Here is a 20,845-nt window from a genome sequence, read left to right on the forward strand (position 1 = left end):
GGCACCCCGCGGCGCCCCCAGCGCCCGCGAGAACACCCGTTCCCGCTCCCGGGCGGCCAACCAGTGCACCAGAACTCTTACCCCCGCCGCGACCACCCCCACCCCAACGGTCACCACCGTCTGCTCCCACATGGCCACTCCCCGCCTCTCCGCGTCGCTCCTGTCACCGGGTAACAGAGCGCCGGGCGCCGGGCGTTTACCGGCGGGCGGAAGATTCCTCCGGCGACGACGCAGGCCCCGCCACCGTCTCCGGTCAGCGGGGCCTGCGTCGTCGCCGGAGTTCAGGCGGACAGCGTGTCGTTCCTGACGGCCTGCACGAAGGCGGACCAGTGGGGGGCGGGGACGACGAGGGCCGGGCCGTGGGGCGCCTTGGAGTCCCGTACGGGCACGACCCCGGCGAAGCCGTCGGCGACCTCCAGGCAGTTGCCTCCGTTGTCGCTGCTGTAGCTGGACTTGCGCCATGAGGCGGAGAGAAGGTTTTCGCGGCTGATCATTCGGTGAGTTCCTTCAAGGTGTCAGAGAGCACTTTACGGGTGCGTGCTGGAGACAAAGCGTCAGCGGTGAGCAGATCATAGGCCCGCGTGGCTTCCCTGACGTGTGCAGGTTCTCCCAGGATCTGTCCCTGCAGAAACCCTTCGACGTACACCACGTCCGGCCCTTCATCCAGCGTAAGAGCGGAGAACGGCCCGCCGACACCTGCGTGCCCTCCCACGTCGTAGGGCACCATCTGAATCACCGTGCTGGGGGTCTCTCCTGCTGTCAGCAGGTGCTCAAGCTGCGCCCGCATTACCTCCGCCGTACCCATGCGGCGCCGCAAGACGTTCTCGTCCAGCACGACCCACAGTTCCGGCGGAGAGGGCCGCGACAGGATGCGCTGCCGCTCGATACGTGCCGCGACGTGTTCCTCCACGCTGTCGCGGTCTGTCCGGCGGGCGGAGAGCACGGCTCGTGCGTACTCCTCGGTCTGAAGCAGCCCGGGGACAACCTGGACCTCGAACGACCGAATGACCCTGGCTGCCTCTTCCAGGTCCACGAAGGGGCGGAACCAGGAGGGGTACGCGTACTTGATGACCAGGGGCCACAGGCGCGTGAAGTAGTCCACCGTGCCGAACTTCTCGTCGGCGAACTCGGACAGTTCCCTCGAGGGCAGACGCTGACCCGCCTCCACCTTGTTGAGGAGCGAGGGCGCCATCAGCGCCGCCTTGGCAAAGGCGCGTTGAGTGATGCCTTCGGCCTCGCGCCTCCTGCGCAGGTCCGTCGCGTAGAACGCCAGCACCGAGTCTTCCGGCTTCAGCTCGTCCGCGTATGCCAACGCCTTCCCCTTTCGTTGAAAAGCCCGGATGTCAACGCCGTCCCCCTGGCGAGCGCCCGGGCAGAGGGCAACCCTTGGGGCACAGACAGTAACCAACTCCGTATGTGCGGAGTGCCGGATGGAACGAAGGCAAGCCGAAATGATGACTACCCCTCAGTACCCGGTCACAGCTGTTTCGCTACTCCTGAGCGGCTTCGACGCCGGGACGGAGTCGCGGTGATCGCCGGGGGTCTGGCGGCTGACGCCGAGTGCGCGGCCGAGGAGTTGCGGGAGGCGCTCGCCGGAGCGGGGGTGAGCCTGCCCGGCGTCCACGCCGACCCCCGGGTGTGGGACGACCCCGGGCGCGGGCCGGTACGGCTCGTGGAGCTGGGCAGCGTGCTGCCCGGCACGGCGCGGCACCTCGCCGGGCTCGTCCGGAAGGGGGCCGTGGCGTGACCGGGTGCGCCGAGTGCGCACGGCTCGTGCGGCTCATGGAGGAGGCGCAGGACGTGTGGGACTGGTCGCGGGTGACGGACTGCGTCGTCCTGCTGCGCCGCCACGCGGCTACCTGCGAGAACGCGAAGGAGCCGCGGGGGTGACGGCCGACGAGGAGTCGCAGGACACCGGCGAGGAGGAGCGGGAGCCCGTAACCGACGACGATCTGGCGCAGCGGTTCCGCAAGCTCAGCGCGGAGATCCGCGAGCACCTGAGAGGGCTCGGCCGGTGACCCGGGCCACGACGGGTCCCTCTGCGAGGTGGCGGCCCGGTCAGCCGGTCGGGGGTGAGGGGGGCCAGGTGCGCAGGGCGAGGTCGACGGCGCGGTCGAGGTCCTCGCGGGTGGCGCCGTCCGCCGCCTGGACGGAGAGGCCGTAGGAGAGGGTCGTGACGTAGCGGGCCAGGTCGGCGGCGTCGGTGCTGTCGGGGAGGTCGCCGTCGGCCCTGGCCTGCTCGAAGCGTGCGCGGAGCCGTTCCTCGCCCGCGCGTCTGCGGGCGGCCAGTTCCTCGCGGGCCGGGGCGCCGTGCACGCCGGTGGCCAGCGCGCCCTGGACGACGAGGCATCCGGCGCCGGGGTTGTCCGGGGAGGTGGTGACCTCGGCGGCGCCGCGCAGCAGCCGTTCGGCCACCGCCCGCGCGGTGGGCTGCTCCAGCGCGTCGCGGAGGTGGTGGGCGGGGCCGTCCACGTAGCGGTCGACGGCCTTGCGGAAGAGGGTTTCCTTGTTGCCGTAGGCGGCGTACAGGCTGGGCTTGTTGATGCCCATGGCCCGGGTCAGGTCCGCGAGCCCGGAGCCTTCGTAGCCGTTGCGCCAGAAGACGCGCATGGCCCGGTCGAGCCCGTCGTCCAGGTCGAACCGGCGCGGTCGTCCGGCGGTCATCGGCGCCCCTCCTCGTTGTGTACCGAACGGTATAGTACCGTGACGCGAGTTCAGTACCGATCGGTACACAACGGGAGGCGTTCATGAGCGGTACGTCAGGCACGAACAGCGCGTCGCACCGGCCCCTGGAGGGGAAGGTGGCCCTGGTGACAGGCGGTTCGCGCGGCATCGGGGCGGCGACCGCCCGCGCGCTCGCGGCGGACGGGGCGGCGGTGGCGATCGGCTACGCCGCCTCGAAGCGCAGGGCGGAGGACGTGGTGGCCGAACTGGAGCGCGCCGGGGTGCGGGCCGCCGCCTACCGGGCCGACCAGGCCGACCCCGGCGAGGTCACCGCCCTGGTCACCGCCGTGGCGGCCGACTTCGGACGGCTCGACGTACTCGTCAACAACGCCGGTGTCTCCGTCAACGGACGGGTGGACGACACCGACGCGGACACCGTGGCCTTCGACCGCCAGGTCGCCGTCAACCTCGGCGGAGTCGTCGCGGCCGTCCGGGCGGCCGTCCGCGTCCTGCCCGACCGGCGGACGGATCGTCACCGTCGGCTCCACCCTGGCGGCGCGGGCCGGGTTCACCGGCGTCGCGGACTACGCGGCCACCAAGGCGGCCGTCACCGCCTACAGCCGGGGCGCGGCCCGCGACCTGGGCCCGCGCGGCATCACCGTCAACGTCGTCGAGGCCGGGGCGGTGGCCACCGACATGAACCCGCCCGAGGGGCGTTACGCGGACACGCAGCGCGCGGCCAACGCCCTGGGACGCTTCGGGCGGCCCGAGGAGGTCGCGGCGGCCGTCGCCTTCCTCGCGGGCCCCGGGGCGTCCTTCGTCACCGGCGCCGTCCTCGACGTGGACGGCGGCTACCTGGCCTGAACGCCACCGGCTACGAGGGCCGCTGCCGCGCGAGGAGCCGCCCGATGACGCGCACCCCGTCCGCGAAGGCCCCGGGGCCGGGGCCCGCGTAGTTGAGCCGGAGGAAGCGGCCGGTCGGCTCGGCGGGGAACCACTCGTCGCCGGGCGCGACGATGACCCCGGCGGCCTCGCACTCCCCGGCGAGCCGGTCCAGGTCGGTGGCGTCCGGCAGCCGCACCCACAGGTTCAGCCCGCCCTGGGGCACGGCCTCCAGGTGCGCGTCGGGCACGTGCTCCCCGAGTGCCCGCACCAGCAGGTCCCGGCGGGCGGCCAGCTGGTGGCGCAGCCCGCGCAGGTGCGTGCGCCAGGCGGGCTGGGTGACGACGTCGAGCGCGACGGCCTGGAGCAGGCCGCTGACGTACATCGACTCGGCCTGGGCCTCGGCGAGGACCCGTTCGCGGGCGGGGCCGCGCGCGACGACCCCGGCGACGCGCACGGCCGGGGACACGCTCTTGGTCAGCGATCTCAGGTAGACGACGTGCCCCCCGTCGTCGCGCGCGGCGACGGGGACCGGCTCGGCGGTGATCCCGAAGTCACGGGCCCAGTCGTCCTCGATCAGGAACGCGCCGTACCGGCGCACCGCGTCCAGCACGTGCCCGGCCAGCGCGGGCGGCCAGTGGGCGCCGGTGGGGTTGGCGAAGCCGGGCTGCGCGTAGAAGGCCCGCGCTCCGGTCTGCTCGAACGCGCGGGTCAGCTCCTTCGGGTCCGGCCCGTGCACGCCGCTGGGCACGGGCACGACCCGCACGCCCGCCTGCGCGGCGGCGAGGATCGCGCCCCAGTAGGTCGGCGACTCCATCAGCAGCGGCCGTCCCGCGCCGACCAGGGCGCGGAAGGCGGCGCTGAGCCCGCTCTGGCTGCCGGGGAAGACGACGGCGTCGCTCGGCGTGGGCGGAGCGACCCCGGCCGGGGCGTGCCTGCCGAGTTCGGCCGCGAACCACGCCTGGAGTTCCGGCAGGCCCGCCGCCGGGGGCCTGCCGACGGACGCGTCCCCGCGTGCGGCGCGCCGGAACGCGGCGCGCACCAGGCCGCCGGGCAGCAACTCCCGGTCGGGGTAGCCCGAGTGCAGGGCGATCACGTCGTTGGGAACGGTGCGCAGCGCGCTGGACAGCCGCGGGACGCGGTTCGGCGGCGATCCGAGCGCGGCCGTCTGCCAGCCGTAGTCGTGCGGGCGGGCGACGCGGACCGCGCGCACGAAGGTGCCCACCCCGGGGCGACTGTCCACCAGCCCCTCCGCGGCCAGCGTCCGCAGCGCCTTCTGCACCGTGACCGGGCTCGCCTGGTACCGCGCCACCAGGCTCCGCGTGGACGGCAGCCGCGCGTCCGGCGCGGCCGTCCCGATCCACTCGCGGAGTCCCGCGGTGATCCGCGCACTGCTATCGTCATACATGAAGACTGACAGTAGCGCTACCGCACACAAGGGGCCACTGCTATCCCCCTCACGGGCCGGGCTCGGATGGGGCCTGCTCGGCGTCGCGGCGTTCTCCCTCACCGTGCCGTTCACCCGCGTCATCGTCGACGACGGCGCGATGCCGCCGCTGTTCGTCGGCTCCGGCCGGGCGGTCGTCGCCGCGCTGCTCGCCGCCGTCGTCCTCGCGGCCACCCGGCAGCGCCTGCCCCGGGGCCGCCAGTGGGGCCGCCTGCTGCTCGTCGCCGGCGGTGTGGTCCTGGGCTTCCCCGTCCTGACGTCCTACGCGCTCACCACGGCCTCCGCAGGGCACGGCGCCGTCGTGATCGCCCTCCTGCCCGCCGCCACCGCGGTGACGGCCGTCCTGCGCGGGCGCGAACGGCCGCCGACGCGGTTCTGGGCCACGGCGGTCGTGAGCGCCGGCGCCGCCGTCGCCTTCGCCGCGTCGCAGGGCGGCGGGTTCAGCGGACCGCGCTGGTCCGACCTGCTGCTGTTCGGCGCCGTCGTCGCCGCGGCGATCGGCTACGCGGAGGGCGGCCTCCTCGCCCGCGAACTGGGCGCCTGGCAGACGGTGTCGTGGGCGCTCGTCCTGTCCGCCCCGCTGACCGTCCTCCTCGCCGTCCACGCGATGGCGCGGCAGCCCCCGGACGCCACCGCGGCCGACTGGGCCGCCTTCGCCTACCTGGCCGTGGTGAGCATGTACCTCGGCTTCTTCGCCTGGTACCGGGGGCTGGCGATGGGCCCGATGGCGCAGGTCAGCCAGGTGCAGCTCGTCCAGCCCGTCCTGACCATCTGCTGGTCGGTGCTGCTCCTGGGCGAACGCGTCACCTGGGCCACCGCCCTCGGCGGCCTCGCCGTGATCGCCTGCGCCGGCACCGCCGTCCGCGCCCGGTTGAAGCCCCCGGCCGCCCCGCGCCCACGGTAGGCCCGGACCCGGACCCGCCGGCGGCGGAGCGGTCAGTCGGAGGGGGTGAGGAACTGGGTGGTGGCGAGTTCGGCGTACAGGGCGTCGGCCGTCACCAGTTCCCGGTGCGTGCCCACCGCGCGGACTGTGCCCGCGTCCATCACGACGATCCGGTCCGCCAGGGTGACCGTGGACAGCCGGTGCGCCACCACCAGGACCGTCGTCGTGCGCGCGGCCTCCGCGACCGTCTCCCGCAGCGCCGCCTCGTTGACGGCGTCCAGCTGCGAGGTCGCCTCGTCCAGCAGCAGCAGCCGGGGGCGGCGCAGCAGGGCGCGGGCGATGGCCACGCGCTGCCGCTCACCGCCGGACAGCTTGGTGCCCCGGTGGCCGACGCGGGTGTCCAGGCCCTCGGGGAGGCGGTCCACCAGCGACGTGAGCCGGGTGGTGGCCAGCACGCCGCGCACCTCCTCGTCGTCCGCCTCCGGCGCGCCCAGCACCAGGTTCTCCCGCAGCGTGCCCGACAGGACGGGCGCGTCCTGCTCGACGTAGCCGATCGCGGCGCGCAGCTGCGGCAGCGGCCAGTCCCGCACGTCGCGCCCGTCGAGCAGCACCCGCCCGGCCGTCGGGTCGTAGAAGCGCTCGACGAGGGAGAAGACGGTCGTCTTGCCCGCGCCGGAGGGGCCGACGAAGGCGGTCATCCCGCGCGGCGGCACGGTGAAGGTGACGCCGTGGTGGATCTCGGGCAGGTCGTCGGCGTAGCGGAAGCGGACGGCGTCGAACGCGAGAGAGGCCGGGGCGGCGCCGGGCGCGGGGAGCGCGGCGGCGGGCAGCTCCGGCTCCGTCGGCAGTGCCCGGGTCTCCTGGATGCGGGCGATCGCGGCGGCGCCCACCTGGTACTGCGTCACCGCGCCGACGAGCTGCTGGATCGGGGACATCAGGTAGAAGACGTAGAGCAGGAACGCCACCAGAGTGCCGACGTCGATGGCGCCCGTCGCCACCCGGGCGCCGCCGAAGGCGAGCACCGTGATGAAGGCGACCTGCATGGACAGCCCGGCGGTGTTGCCCGCCAGCGCCGTCCACTTCGCGGCCCGCACGCTCTGCCGCCACGACTCCTCGGCGGCGGCGTGCACGGCGGCCTCCTCGCGGTGCTCGGCCCCCGACGCCTTCACCGTGCGCAGCGCACCGAGCACCCGCTCCAGCGCCGCGCCCATCACCCCGACGGACTCCTGGGCGCGCTTGCTGGCCCGGTTGATGTGCGGCACGATGACGCCGATCAGCGTGCCCGCGCCGACCACGACCCCCAGCGTCACGGCCAGCAGCACCGGGTCGACGAAGGCCATCATGGCCAGCGTCGCCACCAGGGTGAGGCCGCCGGTGCCGAACCCCACCAGCGAGTCGGTGGTGACGGCGCGCAGCAGCGTCGTGTCCGAGGTGACCCGCGCCATGAGGTCGCCCGGCTCGCTGCGGTCCACCGCCGACACCCGCAGCCGCAGCAGGTAGGACGCCAGCGATCGGCGGGCGGCCAGCACGACCGACTCGGCCGTGCGCTGGAGCACGAACCCGCCCACCGCGCCGATCGCCGCGTTCGCCACCACCAGGACGCTCATCACGAGCAGGGCGCCGCCGATGGCGCGGTCCTGGGAGAGGTCCTCGATGAGCTGCCGGGCCACCAGCGGCAGCGCCAGCCCCGTCGCGCCGGTGACCAGCGACAGCGCCGCACCCAGCAGCAGCGCGCGCCGGTGCGGCCGGACGTGCGCCAGCATGACGCGCCACGCGGGCTCGCCCGCTCCCGCTCCCGCCTCCGTCTCCGCTCCCGTTTCCGGTCCCGCCGCTGCGGCACCGGGAGCCTGCCCGGCGCCCTCGGGCGCGGACGCCCCGGCGGGCCGGTCCCGCTCGTTCTCCGATGTGCCGATGACGGTCAACGGGCCTCCCCGGCGCGCGCAGTGACAGCTCTCCACGGGCTAGGACTCCCGCGGCGCCCCGCCGGTTGAGCCACCGGCCGCCCGGCCCGCGCGGACGGCCCGGCGCCCGGCCCGCGCGGACACCGCCGCCGCGCGGCGGACACCGGTGCGGTCGCCGCCGTCCCAAAGGTCCGCTGTATCCTGTCAACGGCGTGCGCGATCCCGCAACGGCGCGCGAGAACCGGACGAGCCTGGTGAGGAGGTGGCGCCGTGCAGCTGTGGAAGTGCGGCGAACCTCCCGGCCGCCGCCCCCCGCCGCGGGGGTGACCTCCCCCCGGCGGCGCCCGCGCGGCGCCGTCCGTCCGCCCGGCCAGGGGTGGGACAGTGGGGGTGCCCGCGGTACTCCCCGGTGCCCGACCCCCGTTCACGCCGCCGCGCTGAGGACGTCCCCATGCCGCAGACCCCGAGCCCCGTCGCCGACGAGCTGCACCCCGAGCTGCCCGAGTCGCTCCAGGAGATAGTCGAGAAGCAGCACCTGCACGCGGCGCTGGAGTGGCTGGAGACGCACCCGCCGCACGTCATCGCCGACGAGCTGGCGCGCATGGACAACGTCACGGCCGGGATCGCGTTCCGGCTGCTGGACAAGGACCGGGCGCTGGCCGTGTTCGAGGAGCTGGAGCCGGTCGACCAGCAGGCCATCCTGGAGGGGCTGCGCGACCACACCTTCGCCGAGCTGGTCGAGGCCATGGACCCCGACGACCGGGCCCGGATGCTGCGCGAGGCGCCCGCCAAGGTCGCGGGCCGGGTACTGGCCGGGCTCAGCGCGCACGAGCGGCAGATGACGGCCGCCCTGCTGGGCTACCCCGAGGGCTCGGTCGGCCGGTACATGACGCCCGAGGTGGTGGCGCTGCCGCAGGACATCACGGTGGAGCAGGCACTGCGCACCGTACGGGAGAAGGGCGCGCACGCCGAGACCGTCTACACGCTGCCCGTGGTGGACCACGGCCGGCGGCTGACCGGCATCGTGGAACTGCGCGAGCTGGTGCTCAGCCCGCCGGAGACGATGGTCTCCGCGCTGGTCGTCACCGAGGCGACGTTCGCCCGCGCCGCCGACTCCGCCGAGCAGGCGGCCCGGCTCATGCGCGAGACCAACGACCTGAACCTGCCCGTCGTCGACAGCGAGGACCGGCTCGTCGGCCTGCTGACCTTCGACGACGCCGACGAGGTCATCGAGGCCGCCGACACCGAGGACATGGCCCGGCAGTCCGGCTCCGCGCCCTGGTCCGGGCACTACATGGCCGCCGGGGTCTGGCAGTTGGCCCGCTACCGTGCCCTGTGGCTGTCGCTGCTGCTGGTCGCCGCGACGCTCACGGTCAGCGTGACCCGGGCGTTCGAGGGCACCCTGGAGGAGGTCGCGGCGCTGGCCATGTTCATCCCCATGCTGATCGGCGCCGGGGGCAACGCGGGCGCCCAGGCGGCCACGTCCTGCGTGCGCGCCCTGGCGGTCGGCGAGGTGCGCGGATCGGACCTGCTGAAGGTCATATGGCGCGAGTGCCGGGTCGGCGTGGTGCTGGGCGGACTGCTGGCCGTGCTCGGCGTGGGCGTGGCGGCGGCGTTCGTCGGCGCGAAGATCGCCGTCGTCGTCGGCATCACGCTGGTGGTCATCTGCGCCTGGGCGGCGACCATCGGCGGCACCATGCCGCTGCTCGCCAAGCGGCTGCGCATCGACCCGGCGGTGGTGTCCGCGCCCATGGTCACCACGCTGGTGGACGCCACGGGGCTGGTCATCTACTTCCTCACCGCGAAGGCCGTCCTGGGCGTGTGACGCCGCGTTCCGGGTGCGGGGTGCCGCACGGGCGGAGCCACGTGCCGCCGCCCGCGCCGCACCGTGCAGATCCGGCCAGGGGCCGCACGTCCGGCCGACGCGCCGGGGAGCTTGGCGGGCCCCGCCCCGCCGGTGGGACGCCGGACCGGGGCCCGCGCGGGGCGGCGCCCGCCCAGCCGGGCGGGTTGGCCGAGGTTGGGGGTGTTGCGGACGGCTCCGACCGCCTAGGTTCGGATCATGCCGGATGGAAAGCTCTGGGCCGTCAGCGATCTGCACGTCGCCTTCGCGGAGAACCGGAAGATCGTCGAGGCCCTCCACCCGGAGTCCGAGGACGACTGGCTCATCGTCGCGGGCGACATCGGGGAGATGGCCGCCGACGTGGGCTGGGCACTGGACCTGCTCAGCAGCCGCTACGCCAAGGTGATCTGGACGCCGGGCAACCACGAGCTGTGGACGCCGCGCGAGGACCCGGTGCAGTTGCGCGGCGACGAGCGCTACCAGCACCTCGTCGGGCTGGCCCGCGCGGCCGGGGTCCTCACGCCCGAGGACCCCTACCCGGTGTGGACGGGCGCCGGCGGACCGGTCGTCGTCGCCCCGCTGTTCCTCCTCTACGACTACAGCTTCCGCACGGAGACGGCCCCCACCAAGGCGGAGGCGCTGCGGCAGGCGTACGACACGGGCGTCGTGTGCAGCGACGAGTTCCTCCTCCACCCCGACCCGTACCCGAGCCGGGACGCCTGGTGCCGGGCGCGGGTGGCGGCCACGGAGCGGCGGCTCGACGCGTGCGGGACGGACCTGCCGATGGTGCTCGTGAACCACTATCCGCTGGTGCGGCACCCGACGCGCATCCTGCACTACCCGGAGTTCGCCCAGTGGTGCGGCACGGACCTGACCGCCGACTGGCACGTGCGGTACCCCGTCCGCGTCGCCGTCTACGGGCACCTGCACATCCCGCGCACCACCTGGTACGACGAGGTGCGGTTCGAGGAGGTGTCGGTGGGCTACCCGCGCGAGTGGAAGCGCCCCGGGCACCCGCGCACCGTCCCGCGCCAGATCCTCCCCGGCCCGGCGACGGGCGGCCCCGGGCCCGCGCGGCGCCCGTGACCGCGCACGGGCCCGGCCCCAAGCCGCCGCCCGCCGCCGGGCGGCCATACTGGTGCGCGTCCGAGCCGGTGAGTGCGGAGGGGAAGACCGTATGGAACACCAGGAGCTGCGGCGGCGGTTCGCCACGCTGACCACCGCCCACGTGGCGGACGCCTGCATCCGCGCCGGAACGGAGGTGCGCTGCGCGCCCGCGCCCGTGCGCGCCGTGGAACCCGGCAGCCGCGTCGCCGGACGGGTGCGCCCCGCCCGGCACGCGGGCAGCGTGGACGTCTTCCTGGAGGCGTTCGAGGAGGCCCGGCCCGGCGACGTCCTGGTCGTCGACAACGGCGGGCGGCTGGACGAGGCGTGCGTGGGCGACCTCGTCGTGCTGGAGGCGCGGGCCGCCGGGATCGAGGGCGTCGTCGTGTGGGGCCTGCACCGCGACACGGCCGACATCCGGGAGATCGGGCTGCCCGTCTTCAGCATGGGCGCCCTGCCCACCGGCCCGCTCCGCCTGGACGCGCAGGCGCCGGACGCGACGCGGTCCGCGGCGGTGGGGGAGTGGACGGTCGGTCCGCAGGACCTGGTGCTGGGCGACGAGGACGGCGTGCTGTTCGTGCCCGCCGCCGGTGCGGGCGACCTCCTCACCCTCGCGGAGGGCATCCGCGACACCGAGCGCCGGCAGGCCCAGGAGGTCCGCTCGGGCAGGTCCCTGCGCGAGCAGGTGCGGTTCGCCGCCTACCTGGAGCGGCGCCGCGAGGAGCCGGCCCTGACCTTCCGCGAGCACCTGCGCGGCGTGGGCGGCGCCATCGAGGAGTGAGGACGCGCCGGGACGCGTGCCGGTCCCGGTGCGCGTCCCGGCGCGGCCGGTTCCGCCCGCCGCGCGCGGCGGCGGGCGGAACCGGGACCGCGCCCGGCACAACCGCTCCTACAGCCCCTGCCAGGACGGCTTGGCGGCGTAGGTGGCGCGGAAGTAGCCCGCGAGCTTGAGCCGGGAGGCCGCGGCCTCGTCCACGACGACCGTGGCGTGCGGGTGGAGCTGGAGCGCCGACGCGGGCACCACCGCGGCGACCGGCCCCTCCACGGCGAGGGCCACGGCCTCGGCCTTCGCCTCCCCGGTGGCCAGCAGCACCAGGTGCCGGGCCTCCAGGATGGTGCCGATGCCCTGGGTGATCACGTGGTGCGGCACGTCGTCGATGCCGTCGAAGAACCGGGCGTTGTCCTGGCGGGTCTGCTCCGTCAGCGTCTTGATCCGCGTCCGGGAGGCCAGTGAGGAGCAGGGCTCGTTGAACCCGATGTGCCCGTCGGTGCCGATGCCGAGGAGCTGGAGGTCCACGCCCCCGGCCTCGGCGAGCGCGCGGTCGTAGGCGGCGCAGGCGGCCGGGACGTCCTCGGCGCCGCCGTCGGGGCCCATGAAGGAGTCGGGGGACAGGCCGAGCGGTTCCACGACCTCCCGCAGCACCACGGAGCGGTAGGACTCCGGATGCCCGGCGGGCAGCCCGACGTACTCGTCGAGCTGGCATATCCGGGCCCGCGAGACGTCCGCCTCCCCGGCGCGCACCCGGGCGGCCAGCGCCCGGTAGACGGGCAGCGGCGTGGAGCCGGTGGCGACGCCCAGCAGGGCGTCGGGCTTGCGGCCGAGCAGGTCGGCCATCGCGGTGGCGACCAGTTCGCCGCCCGCTGCGGCGTCAGGGACGATCACGACTTCCATTCGGGCCTGCCGTTCCGGTTGAGGTCCTGTGGTGCTGTGGCCATATGGTCTAAACCATTGTAGTGCCTTTGGGGCGCGCGGGGGCGGGCATACGGACCGTCGGGAGGCGCCCGCCTCCGGGGAGGAGCACCCCAGATGGCCCACGAAGAACCCCGCGGTGAACGCAGGAGGCCGCGCTGGTTGCGCACGCTCACCGCCGTCGTCGCGGTCCTCGCCGCGGTCGGCCTGCTGTTCCGCGCCGGACTCGTACCCGGAGTCCCGGACCTGTTCGGCGAGGAGACCCACGACCGCACGGGCCCGGCGCTGCTGGAGTCCCTGCGGGACATCAGCCGCTACGACGCCGCGTCCGGCACCTTCCAGGTCGTCGTGGACCTGGAGAAGGACGCCAAGTTCCTGCCCGACGCCGTCCGCGGCACCCGCACCCTGTACGTCGGCGTGGGCACCGTGGACGCCTACGTGGACCTCGGCGAGCTGGGGGAGGAGCGCGTCACTGTGAACGAGGAGCGCACCGAGGCGACGCTCGTCCTGCCGCACGCCCGGCTCGGCGACCCCGCCCTCGACGCCGACCGCTCCTACGCCGTCGCCAAGGAGCGCGGCCTGCTCGACCGGCTCGGGGACCTCTTCTCCGGCAACCCCGGTGACGAACGCGCCGTCCAGCGGCTCGCGGTGGACCACATCGGGGAGGCGGCGCAGGAGAGCGAGCTGACCGCCCGCGCCGAGGCCAACACCACCAGCATGCTGCGCAGCCTGCTGTCCTCGCTGGGCTTCGAGCGCGTCACCGTCCGCTACGACGACCGGTGACGCGGGCCCGCGGGCACGCGGGAAGAGCCAGCGCAGGGGGAGGTGCGGCCGGGGAAACGTGGAGACGGGGAAACGCGGAGACGGGGGCCGCCGTGCGAGGCGGCCCCCGTCAGCCGGTGGTCCGAGGTGGGGTCGGATCACCGGGCGGTCCGGTGCTGGTCCCGGGTCCGGTACTGGTCCCGGTTCCGTGGGCGGGCGCGGGCCCGGCCTGCGGCCGGACCGCGCCCCTAGCGGGCGTACGTCTCGTACTCGGCGACGCGCGGCGTGCCGGACGAGCCGGTGATCTCGAAGGTGACCTTGCGGAGTGTGGTCGCGGGGAAGGTGATGACCCCCGCCCCGCTGCCGGAGGCCAGGACGGCGCCGGAGTCGGCGTCGAGGACCCGGTAGGACCGGATGTTGCCCGTGGCGCCCGCCGCCTCCCGGATGTTGATCTTGGAGACGGTGGTGGCGGAGCCCCACTTGATGGAGATGGCGCCGGTCGAGCCGGTCGGCGACCAGTAGCTGCTCATGTCGCCGTCGCGGACGTTGCCGTAGCTGGTTCCGCTGGCCTTGCTGGAGCCGTCCGAACCGGCGCCGATGCTCAGGTTGTTCCCGCCGGGCTCGGTGGGATCGGGGTCAGTGGGCTCGGGCTCCGGCTCGGGGTCCGGGTCGGTCGGCGTGGGGGTCGGGGTCGGGTCCGGGTCCTGCGGCGAGCAGTTGCCGTCCGACACCCGCAGGCCCTTGCCGGCGCCCGCCGTCTGGCCCACGATGCCGGGCACGCAGCGGGCGTCGTCGAGGCTGTGGGCGTAGGGGATGCTGATGCTGGTGTTGGACCGCGGGTCGGGCCCGGCGGGCTGGTTGTCGCCGCTGCGCTGGGACCAGCGCACGTTGTCGTAGATGTTGCCGCTGACCTGCCAGTAGCCGGCCTCGTCGGTGTAGAAGGTGCCCAGGACGTCCTTGGAGTCCTCGAAGTAGTTGTTGTCCACCCTGGCGCGGGCCCCTGCCCGGGAGTTGATCCCGGACGAGTTGATGCCCGTGTAGTGGTTGTTGTACATGTGCCCGATCCCGCCGCGCAGCAGGGGGGCGCGGGAGTCGATGTTCTCGTACAGGTTGTGGTGGTACGTGACGAAGCCGTTCGAGCGGTCGCTCTCGCTCGACCCGACGAGGCCGCCGCGCCCGGAGTTGCGCAGGATGCTGTAGGACAGCGTCACGTACTGGGTGTTGGCCTTCATGTCGAAGAGGCCGTCGTAGCCCTGCGACTCACCGCCGGACGCCTCCAGGGTGACGTGGTCGACCCAGACGTTGCGGACGTCGCTCTCCATGCCGATGGCGTCGCCGCCGTTGGACGTGGGCGAGCCCGACTTCTTGACGTTCCGGACGGTCACGTTCTGGATGATGATGTTGCGGGCCTCGCGGATGTGGATGCCGAGCTGGTCGAAGACGGCCCCGCGGCCGACCCCGACGATCGTCACGTTGCTGATCTGCTTCAGCTCGATCTTGTCGGCGGCGGTGTTGCAGCTGTCGCCCGACACCTTGCTGGTGTTGCCGTGGTTGATCGTCCCCTCGACCTGGATGGTGATGGGGGTGCTGCTGCTGGCCCGGGTGCACAGGGCCTGGTGGATCGCGGTGCCCGTGGTGGCGCGGACCGTCTGCCCGCCCGCGCCGCCGGTGGTCCCGCCGTTCTGGGTCGCGTAGCCGGTGGCCCCGCCGGTCGCCGCCGACGCCTGGGGCATCGACAGGAACACGCCGGTGCCCGCCGCGATGGCCAGGGTGGCCAGCCCCGCGTTGAGCCGTAGTGCGAGTGAACGTCTCATTCTCGCCTCACCTTTCACCTTTCGTCCTTCTTCGACCGCTGGTTCTCCCGGTCGTCCGGTCTTCCGTCCTCTGTTCTCGCGTCCTTCCGCATCTCGCGTCGCCCTCGGGTGCCGGGCCGCGCCGCGCACGGTGGGCCGTGCCGCCGTGCCGCCGTGCCGCCGAGGCCGCCGGTCCGGCGGCGGGCAGGCCGCCGGACGCCCGGAAGCGGGTGTTCCTCCGGGCGGGTGCCGCACCGCTCGCGCGGCGACCGCTGGAACCGGCGGCGTGACCGGCCGCCTGTGGCGGAAACCGGCACCGCTGGGACCGTGACGGGGTCTGTGGATTGCCAGGACCACGGCGTGCACCTGTGTCGTGCGCACACCGGTGCCCTGGCTGGACTTCCGCGCGCGGATTGGTGGGGGGTGCGTGCGCGGAACCTGTGGCGGGGCCGCGGTGGTGGCGTTCACCGGGACGTCCCCGAGTCTTTCCAGAAAGCGCTTTCTGGCCGTGAGAATAGGACGGCCCCGGAGGGCTGGCAAGGTTCCCGGCAACGGTGAGTTCCACCGCTTTCCCGTGGCGCCGCCTCCCCGGGGGCGGTCCCGCGGCCGGAAACTGATGCTTCGTCCGGAGTGGGCAGGCGGGCCGGGCGGGGCCCGGCGCCGCCCGCAGGCCCGTTCTGCACCGGTTGCGGACGTCACCGCCCGGCGGCCCCGAAGACGGAGCGGCCCACGCGGGCGCGGCCCCGCGAGAACGTTGCGCGGGGCCGCGATCAGGGCCTGCTGTCAGGCATGTTCCGCAAGCGCTGTCCATGCCGCGACCGTCTGACACGCAGCGCGTCAGACGGTCGCGGCCCGGCACCGGCGGGCCGCCGGGGCGGCGCTCAGTCGCGCGGCAGCAGCGGGCCGAGCGGGCCCAGGTCGATGTTCAGGTCCTCCGGGCTCAGCCCGTAGCGGTCCCGCAGCTCGTCCATCTTCTCGGCGAGCAGCATGAGGGTCAGCCCGATGCGCTCCTCCTGCTCCTCCGAGAGGTCGCCCTGGTCGAACCGGCGCAGCGCCTGGCGTTCCATCAGCTGCCGCAGCAGTTCGATCAGGGTGAGGACCAGACGCATCAGGTCCCGCTCCACCGTGTCGCGGTCGAGTTCGATCCGGCCGTTCGCGCGCTCCATGGCTCCCTGGCTCCTTACTCCTCGCCGCTCTCCCAGGGGGACGGCACGTTCTCGTTGACCGAGCTGATGAGGGCGCGCAGGTCGATGCGCACCAGATCGACGTCGGCGATCCGCAGGGTGAGGTCCCCCGCCAGGACCACTCCGCCCGCCAGCAGCCGGTCCAGCAGGTCCACCAGCGCGATCTGGCGCTGGGCCAGCGGCGCGTCGTCACTCACCCGGCACCCCCGCCTCCGCGGATTCCCGGCTTCCGTCCGGTGCGGGTCCGGCGGCGTCGGCGAAGGAGTAGGCGGGCCACGGGCCGGTGAGTTCCACGCGCAGCCCCGGCGCCCGTCCGGCCAGCTCCCGCACCTGCGCGGCGAAGGCGTCCGCCGCCTCCCGGGAGACGAGGTAGGCGCCGTTGAGCACGTTCTGCCCCGACGCCCCCGACAGCCGGGCGTCCTGCGGCCGGTGCAGCCGCGACCGTTCGGCGGCGGCGCTCAGCGCCCGGTGCGCCTCGCGCGCCCACGTCTCGGCCTCCCGGGAGGCCACCTCCCGCACCTGGCGGCGTTCGCGCTGGCGGCGCAGGTAGTCGCGCCCGCTCACCGGCCGCCCGCCGCCGCCCGCACCATTGCCGCCCGCACCACCGGCGGGCGGGTCCACGGCCCCGGCCGGCGCGGGCGCGGGCTCGGTGTGGGCCTTCACGCCCCACTCCTCGCGGCCCTCCACGACGGCGAAGGCGGCGGCGAACCGCTCCCGCCCGGCCGTCAGCATCCGGCGCACCCCGTCCTCGTCGCGGCAGACCGTCGCCAGCCGCAGCGGCAGCGCGTCCCCGGCCCCGGCCACCGCCGCGACCACGTGCTGGTGGTCCCTGGCCGTCCGCTCCAGCCACGCCAGATCCTCCAGGCGGGCCCGCAGCGGCGCCTCGTCGAAGTCGGCCGCGGGGACGGTGCCGACCACCGCGACGACACCGTCCCCCGCCACGAGGCGGACGGGCGACCCCGCGACGCCGTGCAGCCCCCCGGGCAGCACGAGACCGGGCCGCCCGACCGCGTACACGTACTCCAGTTCCCCGGGCTCCTGGCCCTCGGTACCGCTCATGCCGGCTCTCCGCGCTGCTCCAGGGCCGCGATGCGCTCCCGCAGCCGTTCGTTCTCGTCGGCCAGCTCCCGGCGCCGGGCGCCGGAGGACAGCGACGGGTCGTGTTCCCACCAGTCGATGCCCATCTCCCTGGCCTTGTCCACGGAGGCCACGATCAGCCGCAGCTTGATCGTGAGCAGTTCGATGTCCAGGAGGTTGATGCGGATGTCCCCGGCTATGACGACGCCCTTGTCCAGCACCCGTTCCAGGATGTCCGCCAGGTTGGCGCCGCCACCGGAACCCCCGTAGGGCTCGGGCACCATCGTCATCGCGCGCGGACCTCCTCGTCGGCGTCGGCGTCTTCCTCGACGTCCTCGTACCCGGCGTCCTCGGCGTCGGCGTCTTCGGCGGCGTCCTCGGCGTCGGCGTCTTCGGCGTCCCGCGCCTCGGCGTCCTCGTACCCGGCGTCCGCCGGGTCCGTCTCCTCCTCGTCCTCCGGCTCGTCCTCCGGCTCCTCGTCCAGCTCCCCGACGGCCTCCTCCGGCTCCTCCTCGTAGGTGCCGTCGTCCGGCTCCTCGGCGTCCGGCTCGTCCTCGGCCTCCTCGTACGGCTCGTCCTCCGCCGGTTCCTCCGGGTGGCCGTCCTCGGCGCGCTCCGCGCCCTCCGCGCGCTCCTCCTCCTCGGCGACGGCGTCGTCGTGTCCGAGCACCACCTCGCCGTCGCGGATCTCACCGCGCCACTCGCCCGTCGCCTCGCCGCGCATCATGACGAACCGGCGGAAGTGCTTGAGGTCCAGCCGCGCCCGCCGGGACTGGGCCCGCCAGATGGCGCCCGTCTTCTCGAACAGGCCCTTCGGGTAGTACTCGATGACCAGCAGCACCCGGGTGAGGTTCTCCTCCAGCGGGTGGAAGGTCACCACGCCCTTCGTGGTGCCCTTCGCGCCCTCCGAGGTCCAGGCGATCCGCTGGTCGGGCACCTGCTCGGTGGTCGTCGCCGTCCAGCTGCGGTTCGACCAGAAGATCCTGGCCCGCCAGTTCGTCGTGGTGTCGTCGGCCACCTCGACGCCCTGCACCCCCTTGGTGAAGGTGCCGAACTCCTGGAACTGCGTCCACTGCCCGTACGCCTCGCGCACGGGGACGCCGACGTCGATGTCCTCGATGACGGTCAGGAACTTCCCCTGCCCGCCACCGCCCTTGCGGCTGCCGCCGCCGATGCCCTTCACGGCGTCCTTCACCTTGTCCTTCAGCCCGGCGGCGCCCGTCTCGACGGCGGCGCGCACCGGGCCCTTGCCCTCGGCCATCTTCCGGCCGCCCTGGAACGCCAGCGAGGACAGACCGCTGCGGCCCTCGGCGACGTCGTTGAGCCTGGCGGTCATCGAACCGAGGCGGTGCCCGGCCGAGGTGAGCAGCCGCTGCGCCTGTGCGGAGGCGTAGGCGGCGGCCTCCTCCCTGAGACGGTCGGCGGCCGGGTTGTCGAGCAGCTTGCCGGACTCAGCCACGGCGGTCACCTCCGGTGGAGCGGGCCGCGCGGGTGGCCGACGAGGCCGCCTTGCGGCTCTTGGCGGGCGCCTTCTCCGCGCTCTTCGCGGCGGACGCGGGCTTCTTCGCGGCGGCCTTCCGCCGGGCCGGGCGCTCGGAACCCGCCGCCGGCCGGCGGGTCTTCCGGGCGGGCCCGTCCTCGCCGTCGCCCTCGTCCCGCGGACGTTCACCGTCGGCGGCCTCGTCCCGGGGGGCGTCCTCCGCGCCGGGCGCCGTGCCGGACTCCGCCTCGGCGTCCGCAGCCGCGTCACGGTCCGGTTCGGTGTCGTCCTGCGCGCCGCCACCAGCGGGCACGCCGATCCGGTCCTGCACGCCCAGCGTCCGGTCGTGCAGGCTGTCGGCCAGGCTGTTCACCTGCCGGGTGACCAGGGCGCTCGTCGCCGCCTTGCCCACCCCCTTGAGGTCGCCGTTCACCTGTTCGCGCAACTGCGCGAACTGCGGGTTGTCCTGCAACTGCTTCGTCAGCGTCGCCAGCAGTTGCTGCGGGCTCAGGTTCAGCCGCTTGCCCAGGACCATGCCGCCGATCCCGATGACCCACTTGGCCTTCTTCGTCCGCCCGAGCACGTACCCGGCGGTGACGGCGAGCGACAGCGCCAGCCGATTCGTCATATCTTGTTTCCCTTCGCTGCCGGGCCGGGGAATCCCTCGCCCGGTGCCGTCGCGCGGCGTTCCTGTGCTTCTTCCAGCCGGTCCAGGAGCGCGTCCTCGCGCGCGTCGAACTCGTCCTCGTCGATCAGCCCCTCGTCGAGCTGCTCGGCCAGCGCGCGCAGCTCGCTCTGGATGGCCGCCGGGTCGTAGTACTGCCGCTCCGCCTCCGCCACGACCTGTCGCAGCACCCATCCGGCGCCGCGCACCGGGGCGAAGGGGAGCAGCAGCGCCTCGCCGATGAGCCCCATCAGACGCCCGAGGGTGCGGGCTCGACGAAGCTGTACGGCGGCAGCGGCCCGGTGACCTGAACCTTCAGCTGCGGATGGGCCTGCCCGAAGGCGTCGGCGGCCTCGGCGAACGCGGCGGCCCCCTCCCGTCCCACCAGGAACGAGACGTTGGCCAGCCACCCCGCCGACTCCGGACCCGGGCTGTGCCGGTCGGCGTGCGCGGCCAGCGCCTCCGTCACCGCCCGGCCGTCCGCCACCTCACGGGCCCGCACCGCCTCGGCCACCCGCTCGCCGAGCTGGAGCTTGTCCTGGTAGGTGGCGCCACCGGAACTGCGGCCCGCCTGGGCGAGCGCACGCAGCTCCGGGTCCTCGGTGAGGACCTGCCGCAGCACGGACTCCTCGTCGTGCACGGCCTTCACGTTGAACTCGACGCGCCCGGCGACCTCGTCGAGCTGCCGCGCGTAGTGCTCGGCGTGCCGCTCCAGGACGCCGCGGACCGCCTCGTCGTCGTCCGCGACGCTGCCGAACCGCAGCGGCAGGACGGTGCCGAGCGCGCCGACCTCGGCGAGGACCTGCTGGTGGGCGTTGAGGTCGCGCCGTTTGGCGCGCAGGCCCTCCGGGCACTCGCTGACGACGGCCCGGAGGCCGCCGCCCTCCACCGTCCGCACCGGCCGCGGCGGATCACCCACCCCGCCCAGCGCCTCCGGCGGACCGGGGTGGCCGGCGGGGGCGATGCCGTAGACGTACGTGCTCACTCCGTCTCCTCCTTGCGCCGGGCCGGGGCGCGGCGCGGCTTGCGCTCGGCCGGTTCGGCCTCACGGCTGCCGGAGCCCGACTCGCCCTGCGCGCCCTGCTTGAACGCGTCGGACAGCGTCTCGGCCGCGCCGGAGAGCGCACCCTTGGACTTGCCCTTGGCGCCGGACTCGGTGATCTCCCCGACGAGGTCGGGCAGGCCCGGGTCCTTGCGCGGACCGGCCTCCAGGTCCAGCCGGTTGCACGCCTCGGCGAAGCGCAGGTAGGTGTCGACGCTGGCCACGACGACCCGTACGTCGATCTTCAGGATCTCGATGCCGACCAGCGAGACGCGCACGAACGCGTCGATCACCAGCCCGCGGTCCAGGATGAGTTCGAGGACGTCGTAGAGGCCGCTGCTGCCGCCGCCCTGGGACGTCCGGTTCTGCTGTGCGGGGACTACGGTCATGTCGGGGTGCTCCTTCCTCGTGGGACGCGCTCCCTCACCG

Annotated in this window: 24 protein-coding genes and 1 pseudogene; 9 read left to right on the plus strand and 16 right to left on the minus strand. The window is 74.2% G+C overall.

Annotated features, from left to right (window positions below; all coding sequences use genetic code 11):
* Positions 1–281 precede the first annotated feature (281 nt).
* Entirely contained in the window at positions 282–494 is a 213-nt protein-coding gene (locus V1J52_RS08555) for a DUF397 domain-containing protein (RefSeq protein ID WP_330139042.1), read from the minus strand.
* Entirely contained in the window at positions 491–1,312 is an 822-nt protein-coding gene (locus tag V1J52_RS08560; RefSeq protein WP_330139043.1) for a helix-turn-helix domain-containing protein, read from the minus strand. The genes V1J52_RS08555 and V1J52_RS08560 overlap by 4 nt, the downstream gene beginning before the upstream one ends.
* Before the next feature lie 216 nt (positions 1,313–1,528).
* Here V1J52_RS08560 and V1J52_RS08565 point away from each other — a divergent pair, with 216 nt between their 5' ends.
* From V1J52_RS08565 to V1J52_RS08575, 3 genes are read left to right on the plus strand one after another with little or no spacing between them, the layout of a single operon-like run.
* Positions 1,529–1,747, plus strand: a complete 219-nt coding sequence (locus V1J52_RS08565; RefSeq protein ID WP_330139044.1) for a hypothetical protein — start codon at positions 1,529–1,531, stop codon at positions 1,745–1,747.
* Positions 1,744–1,890 carry a hypothetical protein gene (locus V1J52_RS08570; protein ID WP_330139045.1) on the plus strand — a complete coding sequence of 49 codons (147 nt, stop codon included), beginning with the start codon at positions 1,744–1,746 and terminating at the stop codon, positions 1,888–1,890. The genes V1J52_RS08565 and V1J52_RS08570 overlap by 4 nt, the downstream gene beginning before the upstream one ends.
* Positions 1,887–2,018 (plus strand): hypothetical protein, encoded by a 132-nt coding sequence (locus V1J52_RS08575; RefSeq protein WP_330139046.1) that lies wholly within the window; start codon positions 1,887–1,889, stop codon positions 2,016–2,018. The genes V1J52_RS08570 and V1J52_RS08575 overlap by 4 nt, the downstream gene beginning before the upstream one ends.
* A gap of 40 nt (positions 2,019–2,058) precedes the next feature.
* On the opposite strand, the gene V1J52_RS08580 is transcribed toward V1J52_RS08575, so the two are convergent.
* Positions 2,059–2,664 (minus strand): TetR/AcrR family transcriptional regulator, encoded by a 606-nt coding sequence (locus V1J52_RS08580; RefSeq protein ID WP_330139047.1) that lies wholly within the window; start codon positions 2,662–2,664, stop codon positions 2,059–2,061.
* 83 nt (positions 2,665–2,747) lie between these two features.
* Between V1J52_RS08580 and V1J52_RS08585 the strand changes: the two are divergent.
* Positions 2,748–3,528 (plus strand): annotated as a pseudogene (locus V1J52_RS08585) (SDR family NAD(P)-dependent oxidoreductase).
* A gap of 10 nt (positions 3,529–3,538) precedes the next feature.
* Here V1J52_RS08585 and V1J52_RS08590 read toward each other — a convergent pair.
* Complete coding sequence (locus V1J52_RS08590) at positions 3,539–4,954, minus strand: aminotransferase-like domain-containing protein (protein ID WP_330139048.1); 1,416 nt, start codon at positions 4,952–4,954, stop codon at positions 3,539–3,541.
* On the opposite strand from V1J52_RS08590, the gene V1J52_RS08595 reads away from it, so the two are divergent.
* Positions 4,953–5,897, plus strand: a complete 945-nt coding sequence (locus V1J52_RS08595; RefSeq protein WP_330139049.1) for a DMT family transporter — start codon at positions 4,953–4,955, stop codon at positions 5,895–5,897. The genes V1J52_RS08590 and V1J52_RS08595 overlap by 2 nt on opposite strands.
* A 32-nt stretch (positions 5,898–5,929) precedes the next feature.
* Here V1J52_RS08595 and V1J52_RS08600 read toward each other — a convergent pair whose 3' ends face one another.
* Complete coding sequence (locus V1J52_RS08600) at positions 5,930–7,639, minus strand: ABC transporter ATP-binding protein (RefSeq protein ID WP_330139546.1); 1,710 nt, start codon at positions 7,637–7,639, stop codon at positions 5,930–5,932.
* 589 nt (positions 7,640–8,228) lie between these two features.
* On the opposite strand from V1J52_RS08600, the gene mgtE reads away from it, so the two are divergent.
* The 3 genes from mgtE to V1J52_RS08615 all read left to right on the plus strand — a co-directional run bounded on the left by mgtE (position 8,229) and on the right by V1J52_RS08615 (position 11,505).
* The gene (gene mgtE / locus V1J52_RS08605) at positions 8,229–9,602 is read left to right on the plus strand and encodes a magnesium transporter (RefSeq protein WP_330139050.1); all 1,374 of its coding nucleotides are present in this window, start codon (positions 8,229–8,231) and stop codon (positions 9,600–9,602) included.
* Positions 9,603–9,839: 237 nt separating this feature from the next.
* Entirely contained in the window at positions 9,840–10,706 is an 867-nt protein-coding gene (locus tag V1J52_RS08610; protein ID WP_330139051.1) for a metallophosphoesterase family protein, read from the plus strand.
* A 91-nt stretch (positions 10,707–10,797) separates the two neighbouring features.
* Positions 10,798–11,505: an RraA family protein gene (locus V1J52_RS08615; protein WP_330139052.1), complete on the plus strand. Its 708-nt coding sequence runs from the start codon at positions 10,798–10,800 to the stop codon at positions 11,503–11,505.
* Positions 11,506–11,613: 108 nt separating this feature from the next.
* On the opposite strand, the gene nagB is transcribed toward V1J52_RS08615, so the two are convergent.
* Positions 11,614–12,396: a glucosamine-6-phosphate deaminase gene (gene nagB / locus V1J52_RS08620; protein ID WP_330139053.1), complete on the minus strand. Its 783-nt coding sequence runs from the start codon at positions 12,394–12,396 to the stop codon at positions 11,614–11,616.
* A 135-nt stretch (positions 12,397–12,531) separates the two neighbouring features.
* On the opposite strand from nagB, the gene V1J52_RS08625 reads away from it, so the two are divergent.
* Complete coding sequence (locus V1J52_RS08625; protein WP_330139054.1) at positions 12,532–13,197, plus strand: DUF4230 domain-containing protein; 666 nt, start codon at positions 12,532–12,534, stop codon at positions 13,195–13,197.
* A 227-nt stretch (positions 13,198–13,424) separates the two neighbouring features.
* On the opposite strand, the gene V1J52_RS08630 is transcribed toward V1J52_RS08625, so the two are convergent.
* The 10 genes from V1J52_RS08630 to V1J52_RS08675 all read right to left on the minus strand — a co-directional run bounded on the left by V1J52_RS08630 (position 13,425) and on the right by V1J52_RS08675 (position 20,805).
* Positions 13,425–14,990, minus strand: a complete 1,566-nt coding sequence (locus V1J52_RS08630) for a pectate lyase family protein (protein WP_330139055.1) — start codon at positions 14,988–14,990, stop codon at positions 13,425–13,427.
* Between the two features lie 860 nt (positions 14,991–15,850).
* Positions 15,851–16,135 carry a gas vesicle protein K gene (locus V1J52_RS08635; protein ID WP_330139056.1) on the minus strand — a complete coding sequence of 95 codons (285 nt, stop codon included), beginning with the start codon at positions 16,133–16,135 and terminating at the stop codon, positions 15,851–15,853.
* Positions 16,136–16,149: 14 nt separating this feature from the next.
* A complete protein-coding gene (locus V1J52_RS08640; RefSeq protein WP_330139057.1) occupies positions 16,150–16,350 on the minus strand; it encodes a gas vesicle protein in 201 nt (66 codons plus the stop codon).
* Entirely contained in the window at positions 16,343–17,212 is an 870-nt protein-coding gene (locus tag V1J52_RS08645; protein ID WP_330139058.1) for a GvpL/GvpF family gas vesicle protein, read from the minus strand. Before V1J52_RS08645 ends, V1J52_RS08640 begins: the two co-directional genes overlap by 8 nt.
* A complete protein-coding gene (gene gvpJ / locus V1J52_RS08650; RefSeq protein WP_330139059.1) occupies positions 17,209–17,520 on the minus strand; it encodes a gas vesicle protein GvpJ in 312 nt (103 codons plus the stop codon). Before gvpJ ends, V1J52_RS08645 begins: the two co-directional genes overlap by 4 nt.
* Positions 17,517–18,689 (minus strand): SRPBCC family protein, encoded by a 1,173-nt coding sequence (locus tag V1J52_RS08655; protein ID WP_330139060.1) that lies wholly within the window; start codon positions 18,687–18,689, stop codon positions 17,517–17,519. The genes gvpJ and V1J52_RS08655 overlap by 4 nt, the downstream gene beginning before the upstream one ends.
* Positions 18,682–19,338: a DNA primase gene (locus V1J52_RS08660; RefSeq protein ID WP_330139061.1), complete on the minus strand. Its 657-nt coding sequence runs from the start codon at positions 19,336–19,338 to the stop codon at positions 18,682–18,684. The genes V1J52_RS08655 and V1J52_RS08660 overlap by 8 nt, the downstream gene beginning before the upstream one ends.
* Positions 19,335–19,625, minus strand: coding sequence for a gas vesicle protein GvpG (locus V1J52_RS08665; protein ID WP_330139062.1), 291 nt, complete (start codon positions 19,623–19,625; stop codon positions 19,335–19,337). Before V1J52_RS08665 ends, V1J52_RS08660 begins: the two co-directional genes overlap by 4 nt.
* Positions 19,625–20,359 carry a GvpL/GvpF family gas vesicle protein gene (locus tag V1J52_RS08670; RefSeq protein ID WP_330139063.1) on the minus strand — a complete coding sequence of 245 codons (735 nt, stop codon included), beginning with the start codon at positions 20,357–20,359 and terminating at the stop codon, positions 19,625–19,627. The genes V1J52_RS08665 and V1J52_RS08670 overlap by 1 nt, the downstream gene beginning before the upstream one ends.
* Positions 20,356–20,805, minus strand: a complete 450-nt coding sequence (locus V1J52_RS08675; protein ID WP_330139064.1) for a gas vesicle structural protein GvpA — start codon at positions 20,803–20,805, stop codon at positions 20,356–20,358. The genes V1J52_RS08670 and V1J52_RS08675 overlap by 4 nt, the downstream gene beginning before the upstream one ends.
* Between the last annotated feature and the right edge of the window lie 40 nt (positions 20,806–20,845).

It is taken from the genome of Streptomyces solitudinis (assembly GCF_036323765.1).
GTDB lineage: Bacteria > Actinomycetota > Actinomycetes > Streptomycetales > Streptomycetaceae > Streptomyces.

Bases quoted from the DNA above. Each gene is read 5' to 3' on its own strand.
- gvpJ (WP_330139059.1), bottom strand. From the start codon at position 17,520: ATGACGATGGTGCCCGAGCCCTACGGGGGTTCCGGTGGCGGCGCCAAC.
- V1J52_RS08615 (WP_330139052.1), top strand. From the start codon at position 10,798: ATGGAACACCAGGAGCTGCGGCGGCGGTTCGCCACGCTGACCACCGCC.
- V1J52_RS08600 (WP_330139546.1), bottom strand. From the start codon at position 7,639: ATGCTGGCGCACGTCCGGCCGCACCGGCGCGCGCTGCTGCTGGGTGCG.
- V1J52_RS08580 (WP_330139047.1), bottom strand. From the start codon at position 2,664: ATGACCGCCGGACGACCGCGCCGGTTCGACCTGGACGACGGGCTCGAC.
- nagB (WP_330139053.1), bottom strand. From the start codon at position 12,396: ATGGAAGTCGTGATCGTCCCTGACGCCGCAGCGGGCGGCGAACTGGTC.
- V1J52_RS08645 (WP_330139058.1), bottom strand. From the start codon at position 17,212: ATGAGCGGTACCGAGGGCCAGGAGCCCGGGGAACTGGAGTACGTGTAC.
- V1J52_RS08660 (WP_330139061.1), bottom strand. From the start codon at position 19,338: ATGACGAATCGGCTGGCGCTGTCGCTCGCCGTCACCGCCGGGTACGTG.
- V1J52_RS08630 (WP_330139055.1), bottom strand. From the start codon at position 14,990: ATGAGACGTTCACTCGCACTACGGCTCAACGCGGGGCTGGCCACCCTG.
- mgtE (WP_330139050.1), top strand. From the start codon at position 8,229: ATGCCGCAGACCCCGAGCCCCGTCGCCGACGAGCTGCACCCCGAGCTG.
- V1J52_RS08590 (WP_330139048.1), bottom strand. From the start codon at position 4,954: ATGTATGACGATAGCAGTGCGCGGATCACCGCGGGACTCCGCGAGTGG.
- V1J52_RS08610 (WP_330139051.1), top strand. From the start codon at position 9,840: ATGCCGGATGGAAAGCTCTGGGCCGTCAGCGATCTGCACGTCGCCTTC.
- V1J52_RS08625 (WP_330139054.1), top strand. From the start codon at position 12,532: ATGGCCCACGAAGAACCCCGCGGTGAACGCAGGAGGCCGCGCTGGTTG.
- V1J52_RS08555 (WP_330139042.1), bottom strand. From the start codon at position 494: ATGATCAGCCGCGAAAACCTTCTCTCCGCCTCATGGCGCAAGTCCAGC.
- V1J52_RS08675 (WP_330139064.1), bottom strand. From the start codon at position 20,805: ATGACCGTAGTCCCCGCACAGCAGAACCGGACGTCCCAGGGCGGCGGC.
- V1J52_RS08635 (WP_330139056.1), bottom strand. From the start codon at position 16,135: ATGGAGCGCGCGAACGGCCGGATCGAACTCGACCGCGACACGGTGGAG.
- V1J52_RS08665 (WP_330139062.1), bottom strand. From the start codon at position 19,625: ATGGGGCTCATCGGCGAGGCGCTGCTGCTCCCCTTCGCCCCGGTGCGC.
- V1J52_RS08595 (WP_330139049.1), top strand. From the start codon at position 4,953: ATGAAGACTGACAGTAGCGCTACCGCACACAAGGGGCCACTGCTATCC.